16 protein-coding genes and 1 riboswitch are annotated in these 17,682 nt (G+C 62.0%); of the genes, 6 read left to right on the forward strand and 10 right to left on the reverse strand.

The window, feature by feature from the left end; genetic code table 11:
- Window positions 1-50 precede the first annotated feature (50 nt).
- Window positions 51-2,114 (forward strand): FAD-dependent oxidoreductase, encoded by a 2,064-nt coding sequence (locus BMZ35_RS05575; RefSeq protein WP_093091658.1) that lies wholly within the window; start codon window positions 51-53, stop codon window positions 2,112-2,114.
- Here the strand turns inward: BMZ35_RS05575 and thiQ are convergent.
- The 4 genes from thiQ to BMZ35_RS05595 form a co-directional block, all read right to left on the reverse strand.
- Window positions 2,106-2,798 (reverse strand): thiamine ABC transporter ATP-binding protein, encoded by a 693-nt coding sequence (gene thiQ / locus BMZ35_RS05580; protein ID WP_093091660.1) that lies wholly within the window; start codon window positions 2,796-2,798, stop codon window positions 2,106-2,108. The genes BMZ35_RS05575 and thiQ overlap by 9 nt on opposite strands.
- A complete protein-coding gene (locus tag BMZ35_RS05585) occupies window positions 2,785-4,338 on the reverse strand; it encodes a thiamine/thiamine pyrophosphate ABC transporter permease ThiP (RefSeq protein WP_093091662.1) in 1,554 nt (517 codons plus the stop codon). The genes thiQ and BMZ35_RS05585 overlap by 14 nt, the downstream gene beginning before the upstream one ends.
- On the reverse strand, window positions 4,314-5,291 hold the full coding sequence (thiB, locus tag BMZ35_RS05590; protein WP_093091664.1) for a thiamine ABC transporter substrate binding subunit: 978 nt from the start codon (window positions 5,289-5,291) through the stop codon (window positions 4,314-4,316). The genes BMZ35_RS05585 and thiB overlap by 25 nt, the downstream gene beginning before the upstream one ends.
- A gap of 36 nt (window positions 5,292-5,327) precedes the next feature.
- Window positions 5,328-5,436, reverse strand: a riboswitch (TPP riboswitch).
- A 125-nt stretch (window positions 5,437-5,561) separates the two neighbouring features.
- Window positions 5,562-6,254, reverse strand: coding sequence for a COQ9 family protein (locus BMZ35_RS05595; protein WP_093092600.1), 693 nt, complete (start codon window positions 6,252-6,254; stop codon window positions 5,562-5,564).
- 108 nt (window positions 6,255-6,362) lie between these two features.
- Here BMZ35_RS05595 and rpsU point away from each other — a divergent pair, with 108 nt between their 5' ends.
- The 3 genes from rpsU to BMZ35_RS05610 all read left to right on the forward strand — a co-directional run bounded on the left by rpsU (window position 6,363) and on the right by BMZ35_RS05610 (window position 9,072).
- Window positions 6,363-6,569, forward strand: coding sequence for a 30S ribosomal protein S21 (rpsU, locus tag BMZ35_RS05600; RefSeq protein ID WP_005614280.1), 207 nt, complete (start codon window positions 6,363-6,365; stop codon window positions 6,567-6,569).
- A gap of 111 nt (window positions 6,570-6,680) precedes the next feature.
- Entirely contained in the window at window positions 6,681-7,958 is a 1,278-nt protein-coding gene (locus tag BMZ35_RS05605; protein WP_165610008.1) for an adenylate/guanylate cyclase domain-containing protein, read from the forward strand.
- Window positions 7,959-7,989: 31 nt separating this feature from the next.
- On the forward strand, window positions 7,990-9,072 hold the full coding sequence (locus BMZ35_RS05610) for an adenylate/guanylate cyclase domain-containing protein (protein WP_093091668.1): 1,083 nt from the start codon (window positions 7,990-7,992) through the stop codon (window positions 9,070-9,072).
- On the opposite strand, the gene BMZ35_RS05615 is transcribed toward BMZ35_RS05610, so the two are convergent.
- Window positions 9,069-11,021 carry a DEAD/DEAH box helicase gene (locus tag BMZ35_RS05615; RefSeq protein WP_093091670.1) on the reverse strand — a complete coding sequence of 651 codons (1,953 nt, stop codon included), beginning with the start codon at window positions 11,019-11,021 and terminating at the stop codon, window positions 9,069-9,071. The two genes, BMZ35_RS05610 and BMZ35_RS05615, sit on opposite strands and share 4 nt — an antisense overlap.
- 268 nt (window positions 11,022-11,289) lie before the next feature.
- Between BMZ35_RS05615 and yghU the strand changes: the two genes are divergently transcribed.
- Entirely contained in the window at window positions 11,290-12,165 is an 876-nt protein-coding gene (yghU, locus tag BMZ35_RS05620; protein ID WP_093091672.1) for a glutathione-dependent disulfide-bond oxidoreductase, read from the forward strand.
- 245 nt (window positions 12,166-12,410) lie between these two features.
- Here yghU and BMZ35_RS05625 read toward each other — a convergent pair whose 3' ends face one another.
- The 5 genes from BMZ35_RS05625 to BMZ35_RS05645 all read right to left on the reverse strand — a co-directional run bounded on the left by BMZ35_RS05625 (window position 12,411) and on the right by BMZ35_RS05645 (window position 16,367).
- Window positions 12,411-13,994: a GMC family oxidoreductase gene (locus tag BMZ35_RS05625; RefSeq protein WP_093091674.1), complete on the reverse strand. Its 1,584-nt coding sequence runs from the start codon at window positions 13,992-13,994 to the stop codon at window positions 12,411-12,413.
- Between the two features lie 48 nt (window positions 13,995-14,042).
- Entirely contained in the window at window positions 14,043-14,915 is an 873-nt protein-coding gene (gene sigJ, locus BMZ35_RS05630) for an RNA polymerase sigma factor SigJ (protein ID WP_093091676.1), read from the reverse strand.
- Window positions 14,916-14,918: 3 nt separating this feature from the next.
- Window positions 14,919-15,455, reverse strand: a complete 537-nt coding sequence (locus tag BMZ35_RS05635; protein WP_093091678.1) for a hypothetical protein — start codon at window positions 15,453-15,455, stop codon at window positions 14,919-14,921.
- On the reverse strand, window positions 15,452-15,841 hold the full coding sequence (locus tag BMZ35_RS05640; protein WP_093091680.1) for a hypothetical protein: 390 nt from the start codon (window positions 15,839-15,841) through the stop codon (window positions 15,452-15,454). The genes BMZ35_RS05635 and BMZ35_RS05640 overlap by 4 nt, the downstream gene beginning before the upstream one ends.
- A gap of 67 nt (window positions 15,842-15,908) precedes the next feature.
- Window positions 15,909-16,367, reverse strand: a complete 459-nt coding sequence (locus BMZ35_RS05645; RefSeq protein WP_093091682.1) for an Lrp/AsnC family transcriptional regulator — start codon at window positions 16,365-16,367, stop codon at window positions 15,909-15,911.
- 148 nt (window positions 16,368-16,515) lie between these two features.
- Between BMZ35_RS05645 and ald the strand changes: the two genes are divergently transcribed.
- Window positions 16,516-17,634: an alanine dehydrogenase gene (gene ald, locus BMZ35_RS05650; protein WP_093091684.1), complete on the forward strand. Its 1,119-nt coding sequence runs from the start codon at window positions 16,516-16,518 to the stop codon at window positions 17,632-17,634.
- Window positions 17,635-17,682 lie beyond the last annotated feature (48 nt).

Raw genomic sequence — 17,682 nt, forward strand, 5'->3', positions numbered from 1 at the left:
ACGTTTTGTGCATTAAAAAGCACAAATTACAGAAATCCACAGGAGCGCGCATGTCTGTAACATTTCGCCGCGAAGGCCCGGTTGCCTATGTCGAGCTGGACAACCCCCCGGTCAATGCCATTGGTCTGAGCATTCGGCAGGGGTTGATGGATGCCCTTGATTGGATCGCCGAAGAGGCGCATCTGGACCGGGTGATCCTGAGCGGCAAGGGCCGCGCATTCGCCGCCGGCGCGGATGCACGTGAATTCGATGCCGCACCCATGCCGCCGCACCTGCCCGACGTGATCCGCCGCATGGAGCAATGCGACGTGCCGTGGATTGCCGCCGTGGATGGCGTGGCACTTGGCGGGGGATGCGAGCTGGTGCTGGGCTGCCATTACCGGATCGCGGCCCCCGGCGCGCTGATCGGTCTGCCCGAAGTGACGCTGGGTGTGATCCCCGGCGCGGGCGGCACCCAGCGCCTGCCGCGTCTTGTGGGATTGGACACCGCGTTGCAGATGATTTCGACGGGCAAACCGGTGAACGCGGCACGCGCCCTTGAAATTGGCCTTGTGCACGAAGTCGCCGAAGACGTGAACTTTGCCGCAGAAGAGGTAAATGCCGAGCTGCTCACCACCCTGCCCGCGCTGGCTGATCTTCCGGGGCCGGAGATGGACGCGAACGCAGTGAATGCCGCGCGTGTCAACGCCTCGAAAAAGACCGCGCAGCAGATCGCACCGCAGCGGGCGATTGACCTGATCGCCGCGAGTTGCTCGGAACCGTTCGAGACCGCCATGCTCAAGGAACGGGCCACGTTCCTCGACCTGCGCCAGGGCGATCAGGCACGCGCCCTGCGCCACGCGTTCTTTGCCGAACGCGCCGCCAAGGCGCCTGAGCGTCTCAAGGCCGTTCCCACACCGGAACTGACGCATGTCGCGGTTGTCGGTGGCGGCACGATGGGCGCGGGCATCGCCTATGCGCTCCTGAACGCCGGGCTGCGGGTCACGGTTCTGGAGACCAGCGCCGAAGGGGTGGAACGCGCGCAGGCCAATGTGAAAAAGATCATCGCCGCCAGCCTCAAGCGCGGGCTGATCAACGACGCCAACGCCGAAGACCGCCGCGCGCGGCTGGTCTGCAGCGATGATTACGGACAGGCAGCGGATGCCCAACTGGCCATCGAGGCGGCGTTTGAAAGTATGGAGGTCAAGAAAGACGTCTTTACCAAGCTGCAGGCGGTGATGGCCCCCGACGCGGTGCTGGCGACCAACACATCGTATCTTGATGTCGACGAAATCGCCGCCGTTCTTGAAGACCCGACGCGCATGGTCGGCCTGCATTTCTTTGCCCCGGCGCATATCATGAAGCTGCTGGAGATCGTGAATGGCAAGGCCACGTCCGACGCTGCTCTGGCGCTGGGGTTTGATCTCGCCAAGCGGTTGCGCAAAGTGCCGGTGCTGGCCGGAGTCTGTGACGGGTTTATCGGCAACCGCATTCTCGCCCGCTATCGCGAGGCGGCGGATTCGCTGCTGCTGGATGGCGCGCTGCCTCAGGACGTGGACGCCGCGATGCGCGGGTTCGGCTATGCCATGGGCCCTTACGAGGCTCAGGACCTGTCGGGTCTGGACATCGCCTTTGCCAACCGCCGCCGCCAGGACGCGACCCGCGATCCCAACCGGCGCTATGTGGCGATTGGCGACAAGATGGTCGAGGCCGGGCGGCTGGGGCGCAAGACCGGCAGCGGTTGGTATGACTATTCCGATGGTCAGACGGTCGATCCCAAGGTGGCCGAGATCATCGCGGCAGAGTCGGCAGTGGCGGGCGTGAAACGGCGCGAGATCGGCGCAGAAGAAATCAGCCGCACGCTGGTTCTGGCGATGATCAACGAAGCAGCCGACATCATCCACGAGGGCGTTGCCCAATCGGCGCGCGATGTCGATCTGGTGACGCTGTTTGGCTATGGCTTCCCGCGCTGGCGCGGCGGGCTGATGCATTACGCGGATGTGTTGGGGCCAAAAACGGTTCTGCAAGGCATCGAAGCCCTGTCTGCAAATGACCCCGTGGCATGGACAGTCAGTCCGCTGATCCGCGACTGTGTCGAGCGCGGCATCTCCTTTGCCGAGGCAAGCTCAGCCTAGATACGCCTTGAGCGCGGGGGGCGGATTATCAAGCAGTGGTGCGGTGTCTTGCGGAGCAAGCGCCGCGCCGTCGGCCACAAGAATGGTCCGTTGCGCCACGCGCCGCGCATCCTCGGGGTCATGGCTGACCATGAGGAGTGTGGCGCCCGTCTCGTCGAGAAGCTCGGCCAAAAGGTCGAGCATTTCTGCCTTGAGTGCCGGGCCAAGCGCCGAGAACGGCTCATCCAGCAACACCAACGGGCGGTCCTGCACCAGCACGCGTGCCAATGCGACCCGGCTTTGTTGACCTCCTGACAAAGCAGAGGGTTTGCGTGCGCCATACCCCGCCAGCCCAACACGGGCGAGCGCCTCTTCCACCCGCCGGGTGTCTTCACCGCTCAGCCGCAGATCGGGGCGCAGGCCAAGCCCGACATTCTGCGCCGCTGAGAGGTGCGGAAACAGGTTGTTGTCCTGAAACAGCATCGCCGCCGGGCGCGCGCCCGGGGCCGTTGCCGTGATGTCCTCATCGTTCCAAAGCACTCGTCCAGCGACCGGCTCCAAAAAACCGGCGATCAGCGACAACAGCGTCGACTTGCCTGCCCCGGATGGTCCGATCACGGCCACGCGGGTGCTGTCTTCTACCGAAAAATCGGCGGACAGGCGGAAGTCACCCTGAACGATGGAAATCCCCTCAAGCGTCAGCATGGCCGCGCCCTCCCTTGTCAAACAGCCAAAACAGGCCAAAGCTCAGAGCAAGCAACAAAACCGCCGCGCCTGCCGCCGCTTCGATCCGGTAGGCCCCCATCAGGCGATACATCTGCAGCGGCAGAGTGGCGGTCTCGGGATCGGCAAAAAGCGCGATCACGCCAAGGTCCCCCATCGACATCGCCGCCGTCAGACCACAGGCAAAGCCAAGACTGCCCCGGATACGGGGCAAAAGCACGATCCGCACCCATGGCACCCCGCGCAGGTTCAGCGTCGCGCTCAACCGCCCATACCCCTGCACCACGTCGCGCACGGGCGGCACCATGATCCGCAACGCAAAGGGCAGCGCCATTACCGCGTTCACCACCGCCGTGACCGGAAAGGCAAGACGGAACGGATCGGCAATCGGGTAGATCACGATGAACAGCCCGGTGCCAATGACCAGAGGCGAGGCGGCAATTCCCAGCAAGCCCACCGCTTCAAGCCGCCCCCGGCCAGAAGCGGCGGCGAGGCAGATCGGTAGGGCAAGACACAGCATCAGCGCCGTCGAGCCAAGCGCCACGATCAGCGATACCCCGGCCGCGCGCCAGACCGACAGCGGCAGTTGGGCCAGCCCCGGCAATCCATCGAGCAACACAAGCGCGATCGGTAACACAAGAAACAATGCGGCCAGCGCGATCCACAGCGTATCGACAATACGAAGCGCACGGGTTTCCGCATCCCAACGGCGCAAGGCGCGATCCATGCCCGCCCCGAAACTGTCGCGCCCCGACAGGCGCAGCGCCAATACCGCCGCCATGCCGACCAGCACGATCTGAACACAGGCCAAAAGCGCGGCCCGCCCCAGATCGAAATCAAACCGGAAGGCCTGATAGATGGCGAGTTCCACGGTGGTCGCCTTGGGGCCACCGCCAAGAGTCAGCGCCACGGCAAAGCTCGACAGGCAGATTGCAAAGATCACCGCCGCCGCGCCGGGAAGCACGCGGGCCAGCATGGGTCGTTCCAGCGTGCGAAACACATCACGCGGTCCAAAGCCCAGTTGCGCGGCCAACCGGAAGCGTTCGGCAGGGATATCCTGCCAGCCCTGCAGGATCAGCCGCGTGGCCAGCGGCAGGTTGAAGAACACATGCGCCAGCACCACGCCATGCAGGCCATAGACGCTGACTTCGGGCCAGCCCAGCCAGCGCAGGACGACGTTCACCAGTCCCGAGCGGCCAAAAACCGCGATCAGCCCCATGACCGCAACGATCACCGGCAGGATGAAGGGCGCGCCCAGGAGCGTGATCAACAGGCGCCGCCCGAAAAACCGCCGCCGCGCCAGCGCGCGGGCCACGGGAATGGCAAGCCCGGCGCTGATCAGGGCGGAGAGCGTGGCCTGCAACAGCGTGAAGCGGATCGCAGACCATTCGGCGGGGCCAAGCCCGCGCCCGGCCTCGGCCCGCAAGGCCACGGCCAGCAGCGTGCCCAGCACGAGCACGGCGACCAAAGCCGCCGCGATCCTGCCGGGCCAGCACGTTACTGCGTCAGCGCGCTCAGCCATTCTGCCAGCGCTTCTTCGCGGATGTCCTGCACCTTGTCAGAGGCCACGAGCAGACCCTTGTCCGGGACAACAAGCGTTTCAAACCCTTTGGGCAGCCCCTCGGCCGGGGTTACGGCCGGGTACATCCAGTTCGTGGTCGGAATGATCGACTGGAACGCGTCCGACACCATGAAGGCCAGAAACTGATCCGCCAGTTCCGGCTGATCGGTATTGGCCAGCTTGCCGGCCACTTCGATCTGCATGTAATGGCCTTCGTCGAACTTCACCGCATCCTTGGAGGCGTCTTCCTCGGCAATCAGATGATAGGCGGGCGAGGTGGTGTAAGACAGCACCATGTCGGCTTCGCCTTCGATGAACATGCCATAGGATTCCGACCAGCCCTTGGTCACGGTGACGATATTGTCCGCCAGCCCTTCCCAGATCGCCGGAGCCTCGTCGCCATAGGCGGTTTTCACCCACATCAGGAGGCCCAGACCCGGCGTCGAAGAGCGCGGATCCTGAATGACGATCTTGAGATCCGACGCGCCGAGATCACGGAAGTTGGTCGGCGCATCGAGATCAGCGTTCTTGACGAAGGCAAAGACGCCCCAGTCAAAGGGCACGAACTGCGCATCGTTCCAGCCCATCGGGAAGGCGTACTCTGCCGTGACGCTGTGATCGGCAAACAGGCCGGTTTCACGTGCAGCAGCGGTCAGGTTGGTGTCGAGACCCAGCACGATGTCAGCCTCGGTGCGCGCACCTTCCAGCTTCACGCGTGCCAGAAGCGCGGCGCCGTCACCCGCACCAACGAATTTGAGGTCGCAGCCACAGGTTTCCTCGAAGGCTTTTTCCACCGCCGGGCCGGGGCCCCAGTCGGAAACGAAGCTGTCATAGGTGTAGATGGTGAGAACTGGAGTGTCGGCCACAGCAGATGTGGCAGCAAACAGTCCCGCGGCAATGCTCAGATACTTCATTGCATCCTCCTTATTGCGACGGGCGGAGCAAGTCGGAGCCATTGTCCGTACCTTCCCTCCGCCGGTCTTAACCGGTTCAGGTTCAACGGGTTCGCATCATGCATCTCAGCCGCCGCATCGCGCGGAGGCACCCCGAGGTAAGGCGTTATTTAGGCGTGGGCGGGACTTGTGGCAAGCGGTTTTGCTTTGAAGGGGAAGGGGGCGCTGCCCCCTCTTGCGCCATCGGCGCAATTCACCCCCGGGGTATTTTGGGAAAAAGAAAGAACAGGCTCAGGAGGCGGGGTCGCGCCATTGGCCAGGCATGTCGTGGTTTGTGCCCGGTGCGCGAATCCGGCCGAGCGCCTCCAGCGGCGCGGCCATGAGCTTGCCCAGCGGTCCCTTGCGCACCTTTGCCTTGAATTTCTCGAACTGCATCACGTTTTCGATGCGCCGGTCGAGAAAGGCCCATGTCGCCTCGTGGCCTTCGCTGTCATCACCCAGCCAATAGAGCACGGTGGCACTGTAGACACCGGAAAGCGTGGCGCGCTTGGTGTACCAGTTCACATCTTCGGACGTGTCCCCGATTGCGGTCCAGATCGCGTCGCAGCTGCCCCAGATCAGCTCGGCCCCGGTGGGTGCGTATTGCGGCAGCGAAAACAGCGCCGTCCCGCGCCGGACGACTTCCTTGTCGTGACAGATCTCGAGCCGGGTTCGTACCGCATGGGTAATTTTTTCGCGAATCTTCATGTCCGACAGGTCTTCAGCAGCCAGTTTCGCCACCATCTGTGCGTCACCCTTCTTGTGAAAGGCCACCGCCAGATCCACCGCCCCGCGCGGGAAAAGCGCCTTGGCCACAACCGGGTCGATGCCGGTATCCATCACGGCCGCATCGAAGGTTTCCCGGGACCAGCCATCGAACGGCACATGCATCTCGGCGGCCTCCAGCAGGCGGGATTTCAGGTCATCATCGGGGGCGTGGGTCATGACGGGCTCCTTTGCGAGCGACATACTAGACATAGTTGGCAGGCTTTGCTATAGCGCGGGCTCCTGCAATTCCTTGCAACTCAAACTTAGAAAGGTGGTGAAAACCACATGCAGGTTAGTGTTCGCGACAACAACGTCGATCAGGCGCTTCGTGCCCTGAAGAAGAAGCTGCAGCGTGAGGGTGTCTTCCGCGAGATGAAGCTCAAGCAACATTTCGAGAAGCCGTCCGAGAAAAAAGCGCGCGAGAAAGCTGAAGCGATCCGCCGTGCCCGTAAACTGGCACGCAAGAAAGCCCAGCGCGAAGGTTTGCTCTAAGCGCCTTTGTTCCAGCTTTGGACACATGGAATGGACGACCCCCGTGGCCCCGCCTCGGGGGTTTGTCTTTTGTGGGGAGGGAAAAAGACGCTAAGCTGGCCGCATTCACCAATGGAGACGCCCAATTTGGCGATGGACCCGCCCGATATCCTGTCCCGACTGCCACGCTGGTTGGCGTGGTATCTGAGCTATGGGTTGGGAGGTAAGAATACGCGCCAACGACGCAGGCTTTTTGCCCTTAACATCATTTCGATTTTCGCTGTTATCACCTCCCTGACATATGCAGCGGTTTATTTTCTCTTCGACTCAAGCCTCTGGCCCGGCGCAATAGGGGCAACTTCCAACGCCATCATCTTTGGCAGCCTGCCATTCATCTATCGGAAACACGAGATTTTCGGCTTCTTTGTCGGCGCCATTCTTAGCTGCATCAGCTTTCTGTTGCTCACATACCTGATGGGGATAGGGTCCGGCATTCACTTGTTGATGTTTGTCGCCCCCGCCGCAGTTCTGGTCATTTTCGGCCCTCTGCGCTGGCACCTTTTGCTCGCGTCTTTGCTTGTCTCAACCCTCACGGTTTCCTTGGCCGTTGTTTTGATAGGCGACCCTGCTCTACCTGCGGCCAACGATCCCGTGCTACAGACAGGTCTAATGTTGGTGTCGACTACATCCGCTCTCTGGCTGGTCATAATCCCCGGATATGTCGGCTTTCTACGCGCCGAACGCGCCGAAGACGCCCTCGAAGCGGAACACGCCCGCTCCGAGGCGCTGCTCTACAATCTCCTGCCCACCGAAATTGCCACCCGGCTCAAGGAAGCCCCCGGCAAGACCATCGCGGATAACCTTGATCACACCGCGATCCTGTTTGCCGATATTGTCGGCTTCACGCCCCGCTCTGCCCGGATGACGCCAGAAGAGTTGGTCAAGTTTCTCAACCGCATCTTCTCAACCTTCGACATGCTGGCCGAGAAACACGGGCTGGAAAAAATCAAGACCATCGGCGACGCCTACATGGTCGCCGCCGGATTGCCCCAGCCCGTCGACCAGCCCGTGCAGCGCGTGGCAGAGATGGCCTTTGACATGCTCACCGCCATGCAAGACTTCTCAGACGAGATCGGCGACACGGTCGAAGTCCGAATCGGCATCCATGCCGGGCCGGTCGTGGCCGGGGTGATCGGACATCAGAAACTGTTCTACGACGTCTGGGGCGACACGGTGAACACTGCCAGCCGCATGGAGAGCCACGGCGAACCGGGTCGCATTCAGGTGACTGCCGCGGCGCGCGACGCCCTGATGGGCGACTACGCCTTCACGCCCCGTGGCTTGGTGGAGATCAAGGGGATCGGAGCGCTGGAGACTTGGTGGTTGAAAGCTGCCCGCAAAACTGATTGAGAAAAGGCGCCCGCACGACGGGAAATACGTCATGCGACGTATCATTGTCGCAACGGGAGGCACACCCATGAGCCGCATTACCAGCACCATTCTGATCGTGATTGTCCTCGGGGGCGTGATGGGCGCGCTTTATGGTGTGTTCATCGACCAGTTACAGGATCACGGTTATGGCGCGTTGGCCTTGGTCCGGGGCGGTATCCGGGGCGTTGCCGTGGCATCCGTCGCCGTTGCTCTGGAACTCTGGGTGAGCACCGGGATCGTGGGCCGATGGTTGCGCCGCCTGTCTTTTGCGCCGTCTCTGGCCATGCGGATCGTGGTTACCACGGTGATCCTGTTCACGGCCCTGTCCGGATCGCACCTCGTGTTGATTCGCGACCCCGACGTATATGCCAACTGGTTGAAACACGGGTTGCCCCGCGACTTTCTGATCGTGATGGGCGTGGCAATGCTGATCCAGGTTCTGCTGACCGCGCGCCGCCTGATCGGCGGGCGCACGCTACGCAATTTTGTGCTGGGCCGTTACAAGCGGCCTACCCATGAACAGCGCATTTTCGTGCTGGCCGACATGGTCGGGTCCACTGGCATGGCCGAACAGCTGGGCGATGAAAGCGCCCTTGCGCTGATTGCACGGTTCTTTCTGGATATCGACCCGAGCATTCACCGCCATGGCGGCGAGATTCATGCCTATGTCGGGGACGAGGTGGTCATCAGCTGGCCGCGCGACAGCGCAGAGCGCAATGGGCGGGTGCTGGCCTGTGTTGCCGAGATCCTGGACATCGCGCAAACACGGGGCGCGCATTACCAGGAGCGCTACGGGGTGGCGCCAAATCTGCGTATCGGGATTTCAGGCGGGCATGTCGCGGTGGGCGAATGCGGCTGGGAAAAGCCGCAAGTGATCTATATCGGCGACACGATCAACCGCGCCAAGCGCCTGCAGGAGGCTTGCAAGGTCTATGGCACGGCGGTTCTGATCGATGATCAGACCGCCGGGCTCATGACCGTGCCAAAGCCGCTGGCCTTGTCAGAGATCGGCGAGGAAACCCTGCGCGGCCACAGCCACACCACGCGCCTCCTGACGCTCCGGCCCAGCGCACAGGTGGAGAGCGCCGCCTAGCGTTTGCTCCCGCCTTTGCGGGCGGCCTTGGCGGCCGCGGCACGCGCCTTGTTCTTCTTGCTGTTGGGTTTGCCCTTGGGCGGGGGCGGGCCCTTGGGCTTGTCGCTGGGTTTGCGCCGTTTGGCGGGACCGTAGCCGCCATCATTCTTGCGCTTGGTCTCGTCGCCGTGACGCGGCTTTTTGCCTTGCGTCTTGTCCGAGGATTTCGGCTTCTTCTGGCGCGGGACCGGATCGTCGTTCCAGTCAATCGGCGCGGAAGAAGGTTTCTTCGGGGCAGGCGCCTTGGGGGCGGGCTTGTCGAAAGACGGCTTTTCCGGGCGTTTTCCGCGATGATGCGGCTTGCCCGGAGCCTTGCCACCGGGGCGCGGCGCATGATCAAACGTCGGGGCCTCGGCCAGTTTCGAAACAACCGCGTTGCCTTCGACCGTCATGTCCGACCCAAGCGCCTTGAGGAAGCGATCCACGCTGCCTTCCCGTATCTGGAAAAAGGACTCGGTTTGCTGAATGCGGATGGCGCCGATGTCGTCCTTGGAGAGATCCCCCGCCTTGCATAGCATCGGCAGGATACGGCGCGGTTCGGCATTCGCCGCGCGCCCGCCCGTCAGCGAGAACCAGACCGACGGCCCGAACTCCTTGCGCGGCATCGGCTTGGCATCCATGCTGCTCAGCTCTTCGGGCGCGGTGTGGGCGGCACGATAGAGACTGACATAAGCGGTCGCAATCTGCTCGGGTGAAAACTGCGCCACCAGCTTTTCGATGGTGGGAACATCGCTGTCCTGCGCCGGCTCCTGCCAGACAGGATCGGCCAGCATGCGCTCTTCGTCCCGTGCCAGAACCTGTTCCGCCGAGGGCGCGCCGGTCCATTCCGCGTTCAATTTGGCCCAGCGCAGAACGCGCTCGGCTTTCTTGCGCGACTTGTTGGTCACGATCAGCGCACTCACACCCTTGCGGCCCGCACGCCCCGTGCGGCCCGAACGGTGCAGCAGGGTCTCGTGGTTCGACGGCAGTTCGGCATGGACCACCAGATCAAGGTTGGGCAGATCGATCCCGCGCGCGGCCACGTCGGTCGCCACGCAGACCTGTGCGCGGCCATCCCGCATCGCCTGAAGCGCATGGGTGCGCTCGGCCTGCGACAGTTCCCCCGACAGGGCCACAACCTGAAAGCCCCGGTTCGAAAGCCGCGTTGTCAGGCGGTTCACCATCGCGCGGGTGTTGGCAAAGACGATAGCGTTGGGCGCCTCGTAAAAGCGCAAAGTGTTGATCACCGCGTTGTCGGCATCGCGTTCGGCCACCAGCATGGCGCGGTATTCGATATCCGCGTGCTGGCCCTCTTCGGATTTCGTGACGACGCGAATGGCGTCGCGCTGATAGCTCTTGGCAAGATGGGTGATCGTGTTCGGCACCGTGGCGGAAAACAGAAGGGTCTGACGGTCTTCGGGCGCTTCGCTCAGGATGAACTCAAGATCCTCGCGGAACCCGAGGTCAAGCATTTCATCCGCCTCGTCCAGCACCACCGCGCGCAACTGGCCAAGGTCGATCGACCCGCGCGTGATGTGATCGCGCAAACGCCCCGGCGTGGCCACAACGATGTGCGCTCCACGCTCCAATGCGCGGCGTTCATCCCGCATGTCCATGCCACCCACGCAAGACGCCATCCGCGCGCCCGCTGCCGCATAAAGCCACTGAAGCTCGCGCTTCACCTGCAACGCAAGTTCACGCGTCGGCGCGATGACCAACGCAAGCGGTGCGCCCGCCTCTCCAAATGCCTCGTCGTCGCCCAACAGGGTCGGCGCGATGCTCAGGCCAAAGCCCACGGTCTTGCCCGATCCGGTCTGGGCCGACACCAGAAGGTCCTTGCCCTCATAATCGGGGTTCAGAACTGCTTCTTGAACGGGGGTCAGTTTGTCATATCCACGCGCATCGAGCGCGTCACGAAGAGCTTGTTTCACGGCTGGGTCTCTTTTCAAAGGGTATGCCCCTTTTCAACGCACCCTTCGAACCCGGCCTTTCGCCGTTGTTCACCCTTCGCGTCATTTCAGAGCAATGAAGACGCGCGTGTAGGGCATTTGTTCGTGTTTGTATAGCACTGCAAAACGCATGGCTGCCTTGCGCAGGCCCGGAGCCGGAAATTTGCCCTGATTTTATGTGCCCCCCTGCACATTCGCGCAACAAAGCTTAAGTTGGCCCGAATGACATGACAAACAGGGCGCGAGATACATGACCGATACCTATACCCCCCCGAAAGTCTGGACCTGGGATCAGGAAAGCGGCGGCCGCTTTGCCAGCATCAACCGTCCCATCGCCGGCCCCACCCATGACAAGGAATTGCCCGTCGGCAAACACCCGTTCCAGCTTTACTCGCTGGCCACACCCAACGGCGTCAAAGTCACTGTGATGTTCGAGGAATTGCTGGCCGCTGGACACAAGGATGCCGACTATGACGCGTGGCTGATCAACATCGGCGAAGGCGAACAGTTCGGCTCGGGCTTTGTGGACGTGAACCCCAACTCGAAAATCCCGGCCCTGATGGACCATAGCGGCGACAAGCCTGTCCGCGTGTTTGAATCGGCGGCCATCCTCATGCATCTGGCGGAAAAGTTCGACGCCTTCCTTGGGCCACAGGAAAATCGCTCGGAAATGCTGAGCTGGCTGTTCTGGCAGATGGGCAGCGCGCCCTATCTTGGCGGCGGCTTTGGCCATTTCTATGCCTACGCCCCCGAAAAGTGGCAATACCCGATCGACCGCTTTGCCATGGAGACCAAACGTCAGCTTGACGTGCTGGATCGCCAGCTTGCCGACAACGCCTTCATTTCAGGCGACACCTACACAATTGCCGACATGGCAATCTGGGCATGGTACGGGCAGCTTGTGCTGGGCCGGCTCTATGACGCTGCCGAGTTCCTTGACGTGGAGAGCTACAAGAACGTGCTGCGCTGGGCCAAAGAGATCGACGCCCGCCCCGCGGTTCAGCGTGGCCGCATGGTGAACCGTGCCTTTGGCGATCCGGCGAGCCAGCTGCGCGAACGCCACGACGCGGGTGATTTCGACACCCAGACATGGGACAAGATCGGCCCCAAGGACGAGGAAAGCTGATCCGCTTTTCGACAATCTATCAAGAGAGCAGCCCCGGATCACATCCGGGGCATTTTTTCGTCAACATACCGCACGTTCCATGAACGTTTCGCATCCTGCGGACAAATACCGACGTAATACCGACATGACACCGACGCGATACAGACCGGGGTTTTGCCCATTAACCCAAGGCAACTCACACCGATTCGCGCGCCTTCCGGCCACAAGCCCCGAGCGCACGCGCCAGAGTTTGTTAACCAACGGCGCTAGGCTCCGGCGAGGATCATCTCCGCCGCCTTCTCTCCGATCATGATCGTGGGCGAGTTGGTATTGCCGCTGGTGATGGTCGGCATGATCGACGCATCCGCCACCCGCAGCCCGCCAATCCCCTTCATCCGCAACTGCGGGTCCAGCGGTGCGGCCTCATCCGCCCCCATCCGCACCGTGCTCACCGGATGAAAGATCGTCGTGCCAATGTCACCTGCCGCCTTGGCCAGTTCCGCCTCATCCTGCGCCGTGATCCCCGGTTTCATCTCCTCGGGCGCATATTTCGCCATCGGTGCCTGCGCCATGATTGCCCTTGCCTGCCGGATCGCCGCCACCGCCACGGCCCGATCCCCTTCGGTCGACAGGTAGTTCGGCGTAATCGCCGGGGCATCACCCGGATTGGGCGACGTGATCCGCACATGCCCGCGGCTTTCGGGGCGCAGGTTGCACACGCTCGCCGTCATCGCCGGAAAATCATGCAAAGGCTGGCCAAACGCCTCCAACGTCAGGGGCTGCACGTGATACTCCAGATCGGGCGTCGCAAGATCGGGGCGCGACTTGGTAAAGGCCCCCAGCTGGCTTGGCGCCATCGACATCGGCCCGGTGCGTTTCAACAGATATTCCAGCCCGATCTTGGCCTTGCCCACCAGCGAATTTGCCATGGTGTTCAACGTCTTGGCCCCATCCAGCTTCCAGGCACAGCGCAATTGCAAATGGTCCTGCAGGTTCTCCCCAACCTGCGCCACCTCGTGCACCACATCGATGCCGTGCTCCTTCAACAGGGCCCCCGGCCCGATCCCCGAAAGCTGCAGGATCTGCGGCGAGTTGATCGCCCCGGCACAAAGCACCACATCCCCGCCGCACCGCGCCTCTTTCAACTCACCATTCTGACGATATGACACACCCGCAACCCGGCCCCCTTCGATCAAAAGCCGCTCGGTCTGGGCATGGGTTTCGATCTTGAGTTTCACATCCTTCAAAGGGCGCAAAAACGCCTTGGCCGTATTCAGCCGCCAGCCCCGGTTCTGGTTGACCTTGAAATAGCCCACGCCCTCGTTGTTACCTGTGTTGAAATCATCCGTGCGCGGAATGCCCGCCGCCTCGGCGGCTGCCATCCAATCGTCCAGCACATCCCAATGCAGGCGCTGATTGTCGACATGCCATTCCCCGCCCGCACCATGCATCTCCGACGGGCCGTCCATGTAATCCTCGACCCGTTTGAACAGTGGCAACACGTCCTCCCAGCCCCAGCCGGGATTGCCCATCTGCCGCCAGCCATCGTAATCCGCCGCCTGTCCACGCAGGTAAAGCATCCCGTTGATCGAGGAACAGCCGCCCAGCACCTTGCCCCTCGGATAGATCAACGACCGTCCGTTTAACCCTTTGTCAGCTTCGGTCCTGTACATCCAATCTGTGCGCGGATTGCCGATGCAATAGAGATACCCCATCGGGATGTGGATCCAGTGGTAATTGTCCCGCCCCCCGGCTTCGAGCAGCAACACCTTGCGCCCCGCCTTGCTCAACCGGTTGGCCACCACGCAACCGGCGCTTCCGGCGCCGACGACAATATGATCCCAGTCCATCACGTCCCCTTTCGATTGATCGAAGGAGACGACCCGAGGACGGGATTGTCAATCGGTCGAAAGCGCCCTGCCCAGCTTGTCCGGGTTGCGCATGATATAGAGCCATTGAACCTCACCTTGCGCATTGGGAACAAGCGTGGTCACCGCATCGAGCACATCATCGTGGTACCGGGCAATGGCCGGGGCATTGTTGGCGCGCACCATCGCGAACCGCATGCCCGGGATGTCCTTCTCACGGCTCATCACTGCGGTCAGGACCGTCATGATGTCCTGCGGTCCATGCAATACACGCAGCGCAGCCGAAGCCTTGCCGCCCCCGTCCGAAATGGCCATCGCGTCACTCGCCAGCATTTCCAGTGCCGCCGCGTGATCCTGAGTGGCGGCCAAAAAAAACCGCTCCAACGCCTCTGCCGCCTCTTCTCGCGACACATCGAAACGTGGCCCCTCGGATTGCAGGCGCTTATGCGCGCGGCTCACCATCTGGCGGCAACTGGCCTCAGAACGTTCAAGAATGGCGGCAATCTCGGCGTAATCCGCATCAAACGCCTCGCGCAGAACAAAGGCCGCGCGTTCCACCGGGGCAAGACGTTCCATCGCCCAGAGCAGCGCCAACTCACATTCCTGCGCCAGTTCAAACCCGGTTTCTGTCGACGGTTCATGGGCCGAAATCAGCGGCTCCGGCAGCCACGGGCCAACATAGGTCTCGCGGCGTTTCTGGGCAGAACGCAAGGTATCGATCGCCACGTTGGTTGCCACGCGGCGCAACCAGGCACGCGGATTTTCAATCGCACGCCCGGCTGCGAACCGCAGCCAGACCTCCTGCACCACGTCTTCGGCGGCGCTGCGTTCGCCCAGCATGCGATAGGAAATCGACAAAAGCGCCGGTCGCTCCGCCTCGAACAGGTCCACAAGGTCCTTCATCGCTTACACCGCCACTTTCCCGACCCGGCCCAGCACCTCGATCTGCTGGCAAGCATGTCCACTTCCCAGTCCGCGTTTGAAGACCGGGTAAAACCGCCCGGACGCGGCTGCAAAGCTCGCCGCGACCAACGCCTGTTCTCCAAAACGTGCCCTTATCGTATCGGCAAATTCGTTGGGTTCATAGGAGCGCGAAATCGCGGATCGGGCAAATTGGACGCCAAGCCCGACGTCGCCAGCCTCGTCCAACCGCCCCTCGACCGCAGCCAGAAGCGCGTTTTCATCCACTCTGTTTTCCAACGCGAAATCGACAACCAACTGTGCGCAAGGTCCGCAATCACCGTCCAATGTCGAAGCCAGAAGCGCCCCGGCCCAGACACCGCGCGCGGCCTTTGGCCCCTTGTATTGGGACACGAGCGGCAAAAGAGACAGCGCCAAGCCTGCCGCCGCCGAGGTGTCGATCACGTGATGCATATAGTCCACGTTATAGTCATAGCGGCGGCCAAAAACGCGCGCGCCCCGGTGCAAGAGAGCCCGTATCATGCCCTCGCCTCCGTGTTGCCAAGCCGACCCGCTGCGATCAGGGCAAGCCACGCAGGAAGTTGGATCCCGACAAGGTTCACGAAGGCCACCAAATCAAGCGCTGCGCCACGGTGCAGACCCCAAATCCAAAGGTGGAATGCCGCATGCAGCACTGGAAAGCCAGCAGCGAACAGGGCCAACGGCCGGTTGTCGGTGCGTGCCGCCACCACGAGCCCCGCGCCGGAGACCGCAAAGGCAATCGCGACATCGCGGATGAAATGCGCGTTGAACCCGCCGGTCGCTGCAACGCCGGGGACGCTGTTGTACCAAGGCAATGGCGCCGTCCACATTATCGCGCCATTGCAGATGAAATAGGCGCCCAGCCCGTAAAGGATCGTTCGTGTCATGTGCAATCTCCTTGGTTGTTTAATCCAAGACGAGACAGCAATTGGTTTTGTGACAACCGATGTGAAATCAGACCGGCAAGGCCGTGGTCTTGAACACGGTCCGCAGCGCAAAGGACGACTGCATCTGTGCCACGCCCGGCAAGCGCGCAAGGTGTTGCCGGTGAATGCGCGCAAAATCCTCGGTGTCCTCGGCCACCACCTTGAGAATGTAATCCGCCGTGCCCGCCATCAGGTGACATTCGAGCACATGCGGCACCCGCGCTACGGCCTTTTCAAAGGCTTCCAGCACTTCGTCGGCCTGCCCTGACAGGGTGATTTCCACAAACACAGTCGTGGGTAGGTTCATCCGCCGCGGATCAAGCAAGGCAACATAGTCGCGCACATACCCTTCTGCTTCCAGCCGATGCACCCGCCGATGACAGGCCGAAGGCGACAGGTTCACCTTTTCCGAAAGCTCTGCATTCGAGATGCGCCCCTGTTTCTGAAGCACCCTCAGAATCCGTTGATCTGTCTGATCCAATGACATTTTACGATCATTCCTTGCGATTTTTCTCAGAGTACTCGAATATTCTTCGAATAGCGAGTTTTCAAACTGCACAAAAAACAAGCAAATTCTGCCTCGGAGCCGCCACATTGGAGAGAGTAAAATAATTGCTCTCAGGGAGACTCGCAAAATGAAGATCGGTTGCCCCACCGAAATCAAACCCCAGGAATTCCGCGTCGGTATGACCCCGGACGCCGCCCGCGAAGCGGTCAACAACGGCCACGACGTCCTGATCCAGAAAGGCGCCGGTATGGGCGCAGGTTTCACCGACGAAGACTATGTTTCGGCGGGTGCCGCGATCATCGACACGGCAGAGGAAATCTTTGCCACCGCCGACATGATCGTCAAGGTCAAGGAACCGCAGGCCGTCGAACGCAATATGCTGCGCGAAGGCCAGCTTCTGTTCACCTACCTGCACCTGGCACCCGATCCCGAGCAAACCAAAGACCTGCTCGAATCCGGCTGTACCGCGATTGCCTATGAAACCGTGACCGACGATCGTGGCGGCCTGCCACTGCTCGCCCCGATGTCTGAAGTTGCAGGCCGTCTCGCGCCGCAGGTTGGCGCATGGACCTTGCAAAAGGCCAATGGTGGCCGTGGCGTTCTGATGGGCGGTGTTCCCGGCGTGGCCCCGGCCAAAGTGGTCGTGATCGGCGGCGGTGTCGTTGGCACCCACGCGGCCAAGATCGCCGCGGGCATGGGCGCGGATGTGACCGTTCTCGACCGTTCGCTGCCGCGTCTGCGCTATCTTGACGACGTCTTTGGCGGCACCTTCAAGAACCAGTACTCCACCGCCGGTGCGACTGCCGATCTGGTGCGTGAAGCCGACATGGTAATCGGCGCGGTTCTGATCCCCGGTGCTGCGGCTCCGAAACTGGTTAGCCGTGCACAGCTCAGCGAAATGAAGCCCGGCGCGGCCCTCGTGGACGTGGCCATCGACCAGGGCGGCTGCTTTGAAACCTCCAAGGCGACCACCCATGCCGACCCGATCTACGAAGTCGACGGCATCATGCATTACTGCGTCGCCAACATGCCCGGCGCCGTGGCCCGCACTTCGACCCAGGCGCTTGGCAACGCGACCCTGCCGTTCATGCTGAACCTTGCCAACAAGGGCTGGCGTCAGGCCTGCGAAGACGATCCGCACCTGCTCAACGGCCTGAACGTGCATGCCGGTCAACTGACCTATTATGCCGTGGGCAAGGCGCTGGGACTCGACGTGATCTCCCCCAGCCTCGCGCTCAAGAGCTAAGCGAAACGGCGCTGCCCCGGCACGGGGCAGCGCCGCCCGACCCAACGC

Origin of the sequence: Shimia aestuarii (assembly GCF_900114635.1) — a bacterium.
GTDB classification, from domain to species: domain Bacteria; phylum Pseudomonadota; class Alphaproteobacteria; order Rhodobacterales; family Rhodobacteraceae; genus Shimia; species Shimia aestuarii.

Bases quoted from the DNA above. Each gene is read 5' to 3' on its own strand.
- thiQ (WP_093091660.1), bottom strand. From the start codon at position 2,798: ATGCTGACGCTTGAGGGGATTTCCATCGTTCAGGGTGACTTCCGCCTG.
- sigJ (WP_093091676.1), bottom strand. From the start codon at position 14,915: ATGAAGGACCTTGTGGACCTGTTCGAGGCGGAGCGACCGGCGCTTTTG.
- BMZ35_RS05605 (WP_165610008.1), top strand. From the start codon at position 6,681: ATGGAGACGCCCAATTTGGCGATGGACCCGCCCGATATCCTGTCCCGA.
- BMZ35_RS05625 (WP_093091674.1), bottom strand. From the start codon at position 13,994: ATGGACTGGGATCATATTGTCGTCGGCGCCGGAAGCGCCGGTTGCGTG.
- BMZ35_RS05645 (WP_093091682.1), bottom strand. From the start codon at position 16,367: ATGTCATTGGATCAGACAGATCAACGGATTCTGAGGGTGCTTCAGAAA.
- BMZ35_RS05635 (WP_093091678.1), bottom strand. From the start codon at position 15,455: ATGATACGGGCTCTCTTGCACCGGGGCGCGCGCGTTTTTGGCCGCCGC.
- BMZ35_RS05585 (WP_093091662.1), bottom strand. From the start codon at position 4,338: ATGGCTGAGCGCGCTGACGCAGTAACGTGCTGGCCCGGCAGGATCGCG.
- BMZ35_RS05610 (WP_093091668.1), top strand. From the start codon at position 7,990: ATGCGACGTATCATTGTCGCAACGGGAGGCACACCCATGAGCCGCATT.
- BMZ35_RS05595 (WP_093092600.1), bottom strand. From the start codon at position 6,254: ATGACCCACGCCCCCGATGATGACCTGAAATCCCGCCTGCTGGAGGCC.
- rpsU (WP_005614280.1), top strand. From the start codon at position 6,363: ATGCAGGTTAGTGTTCGCGACAACAACGTCGATCAGGCGCTTCGTGCC.
- BMZ35_RS05575 (WP_093091658.1), top strand. From the start codon at position 51: ATGTCTGTAACATTTCGCCGCGAAGGCCCGGTTGCCTATGTCGAGCTG.
- yghU (WP_093091672.1), top strand. From the start codon at position 11,290: ATGACCGATACCTATACCCCCCCGAAAGTCTGGACCTGGGATCAGGAA.
- ald (WP_093091684.1), top strand. From the start codon at position 16,516: ATGAAGATCGGTTGCCCCACCGAAATCAAACCCCAGGAATTCCGCGTC.
- BMZ35_RS05640 (WP_093091680.1), bottom strand. From the start codon at position 15,841: ATGACACGAACGATCCTTTACGGGCTGGGCGCCTATTTCATCTGCAAT.
- thiB (WP_093091664.1), bottom strand. From the start codon at position 5,291: ATGAAGTATCTGAGCATTGCCGCGGGACTGTTTGCTGCCACATCTGCT.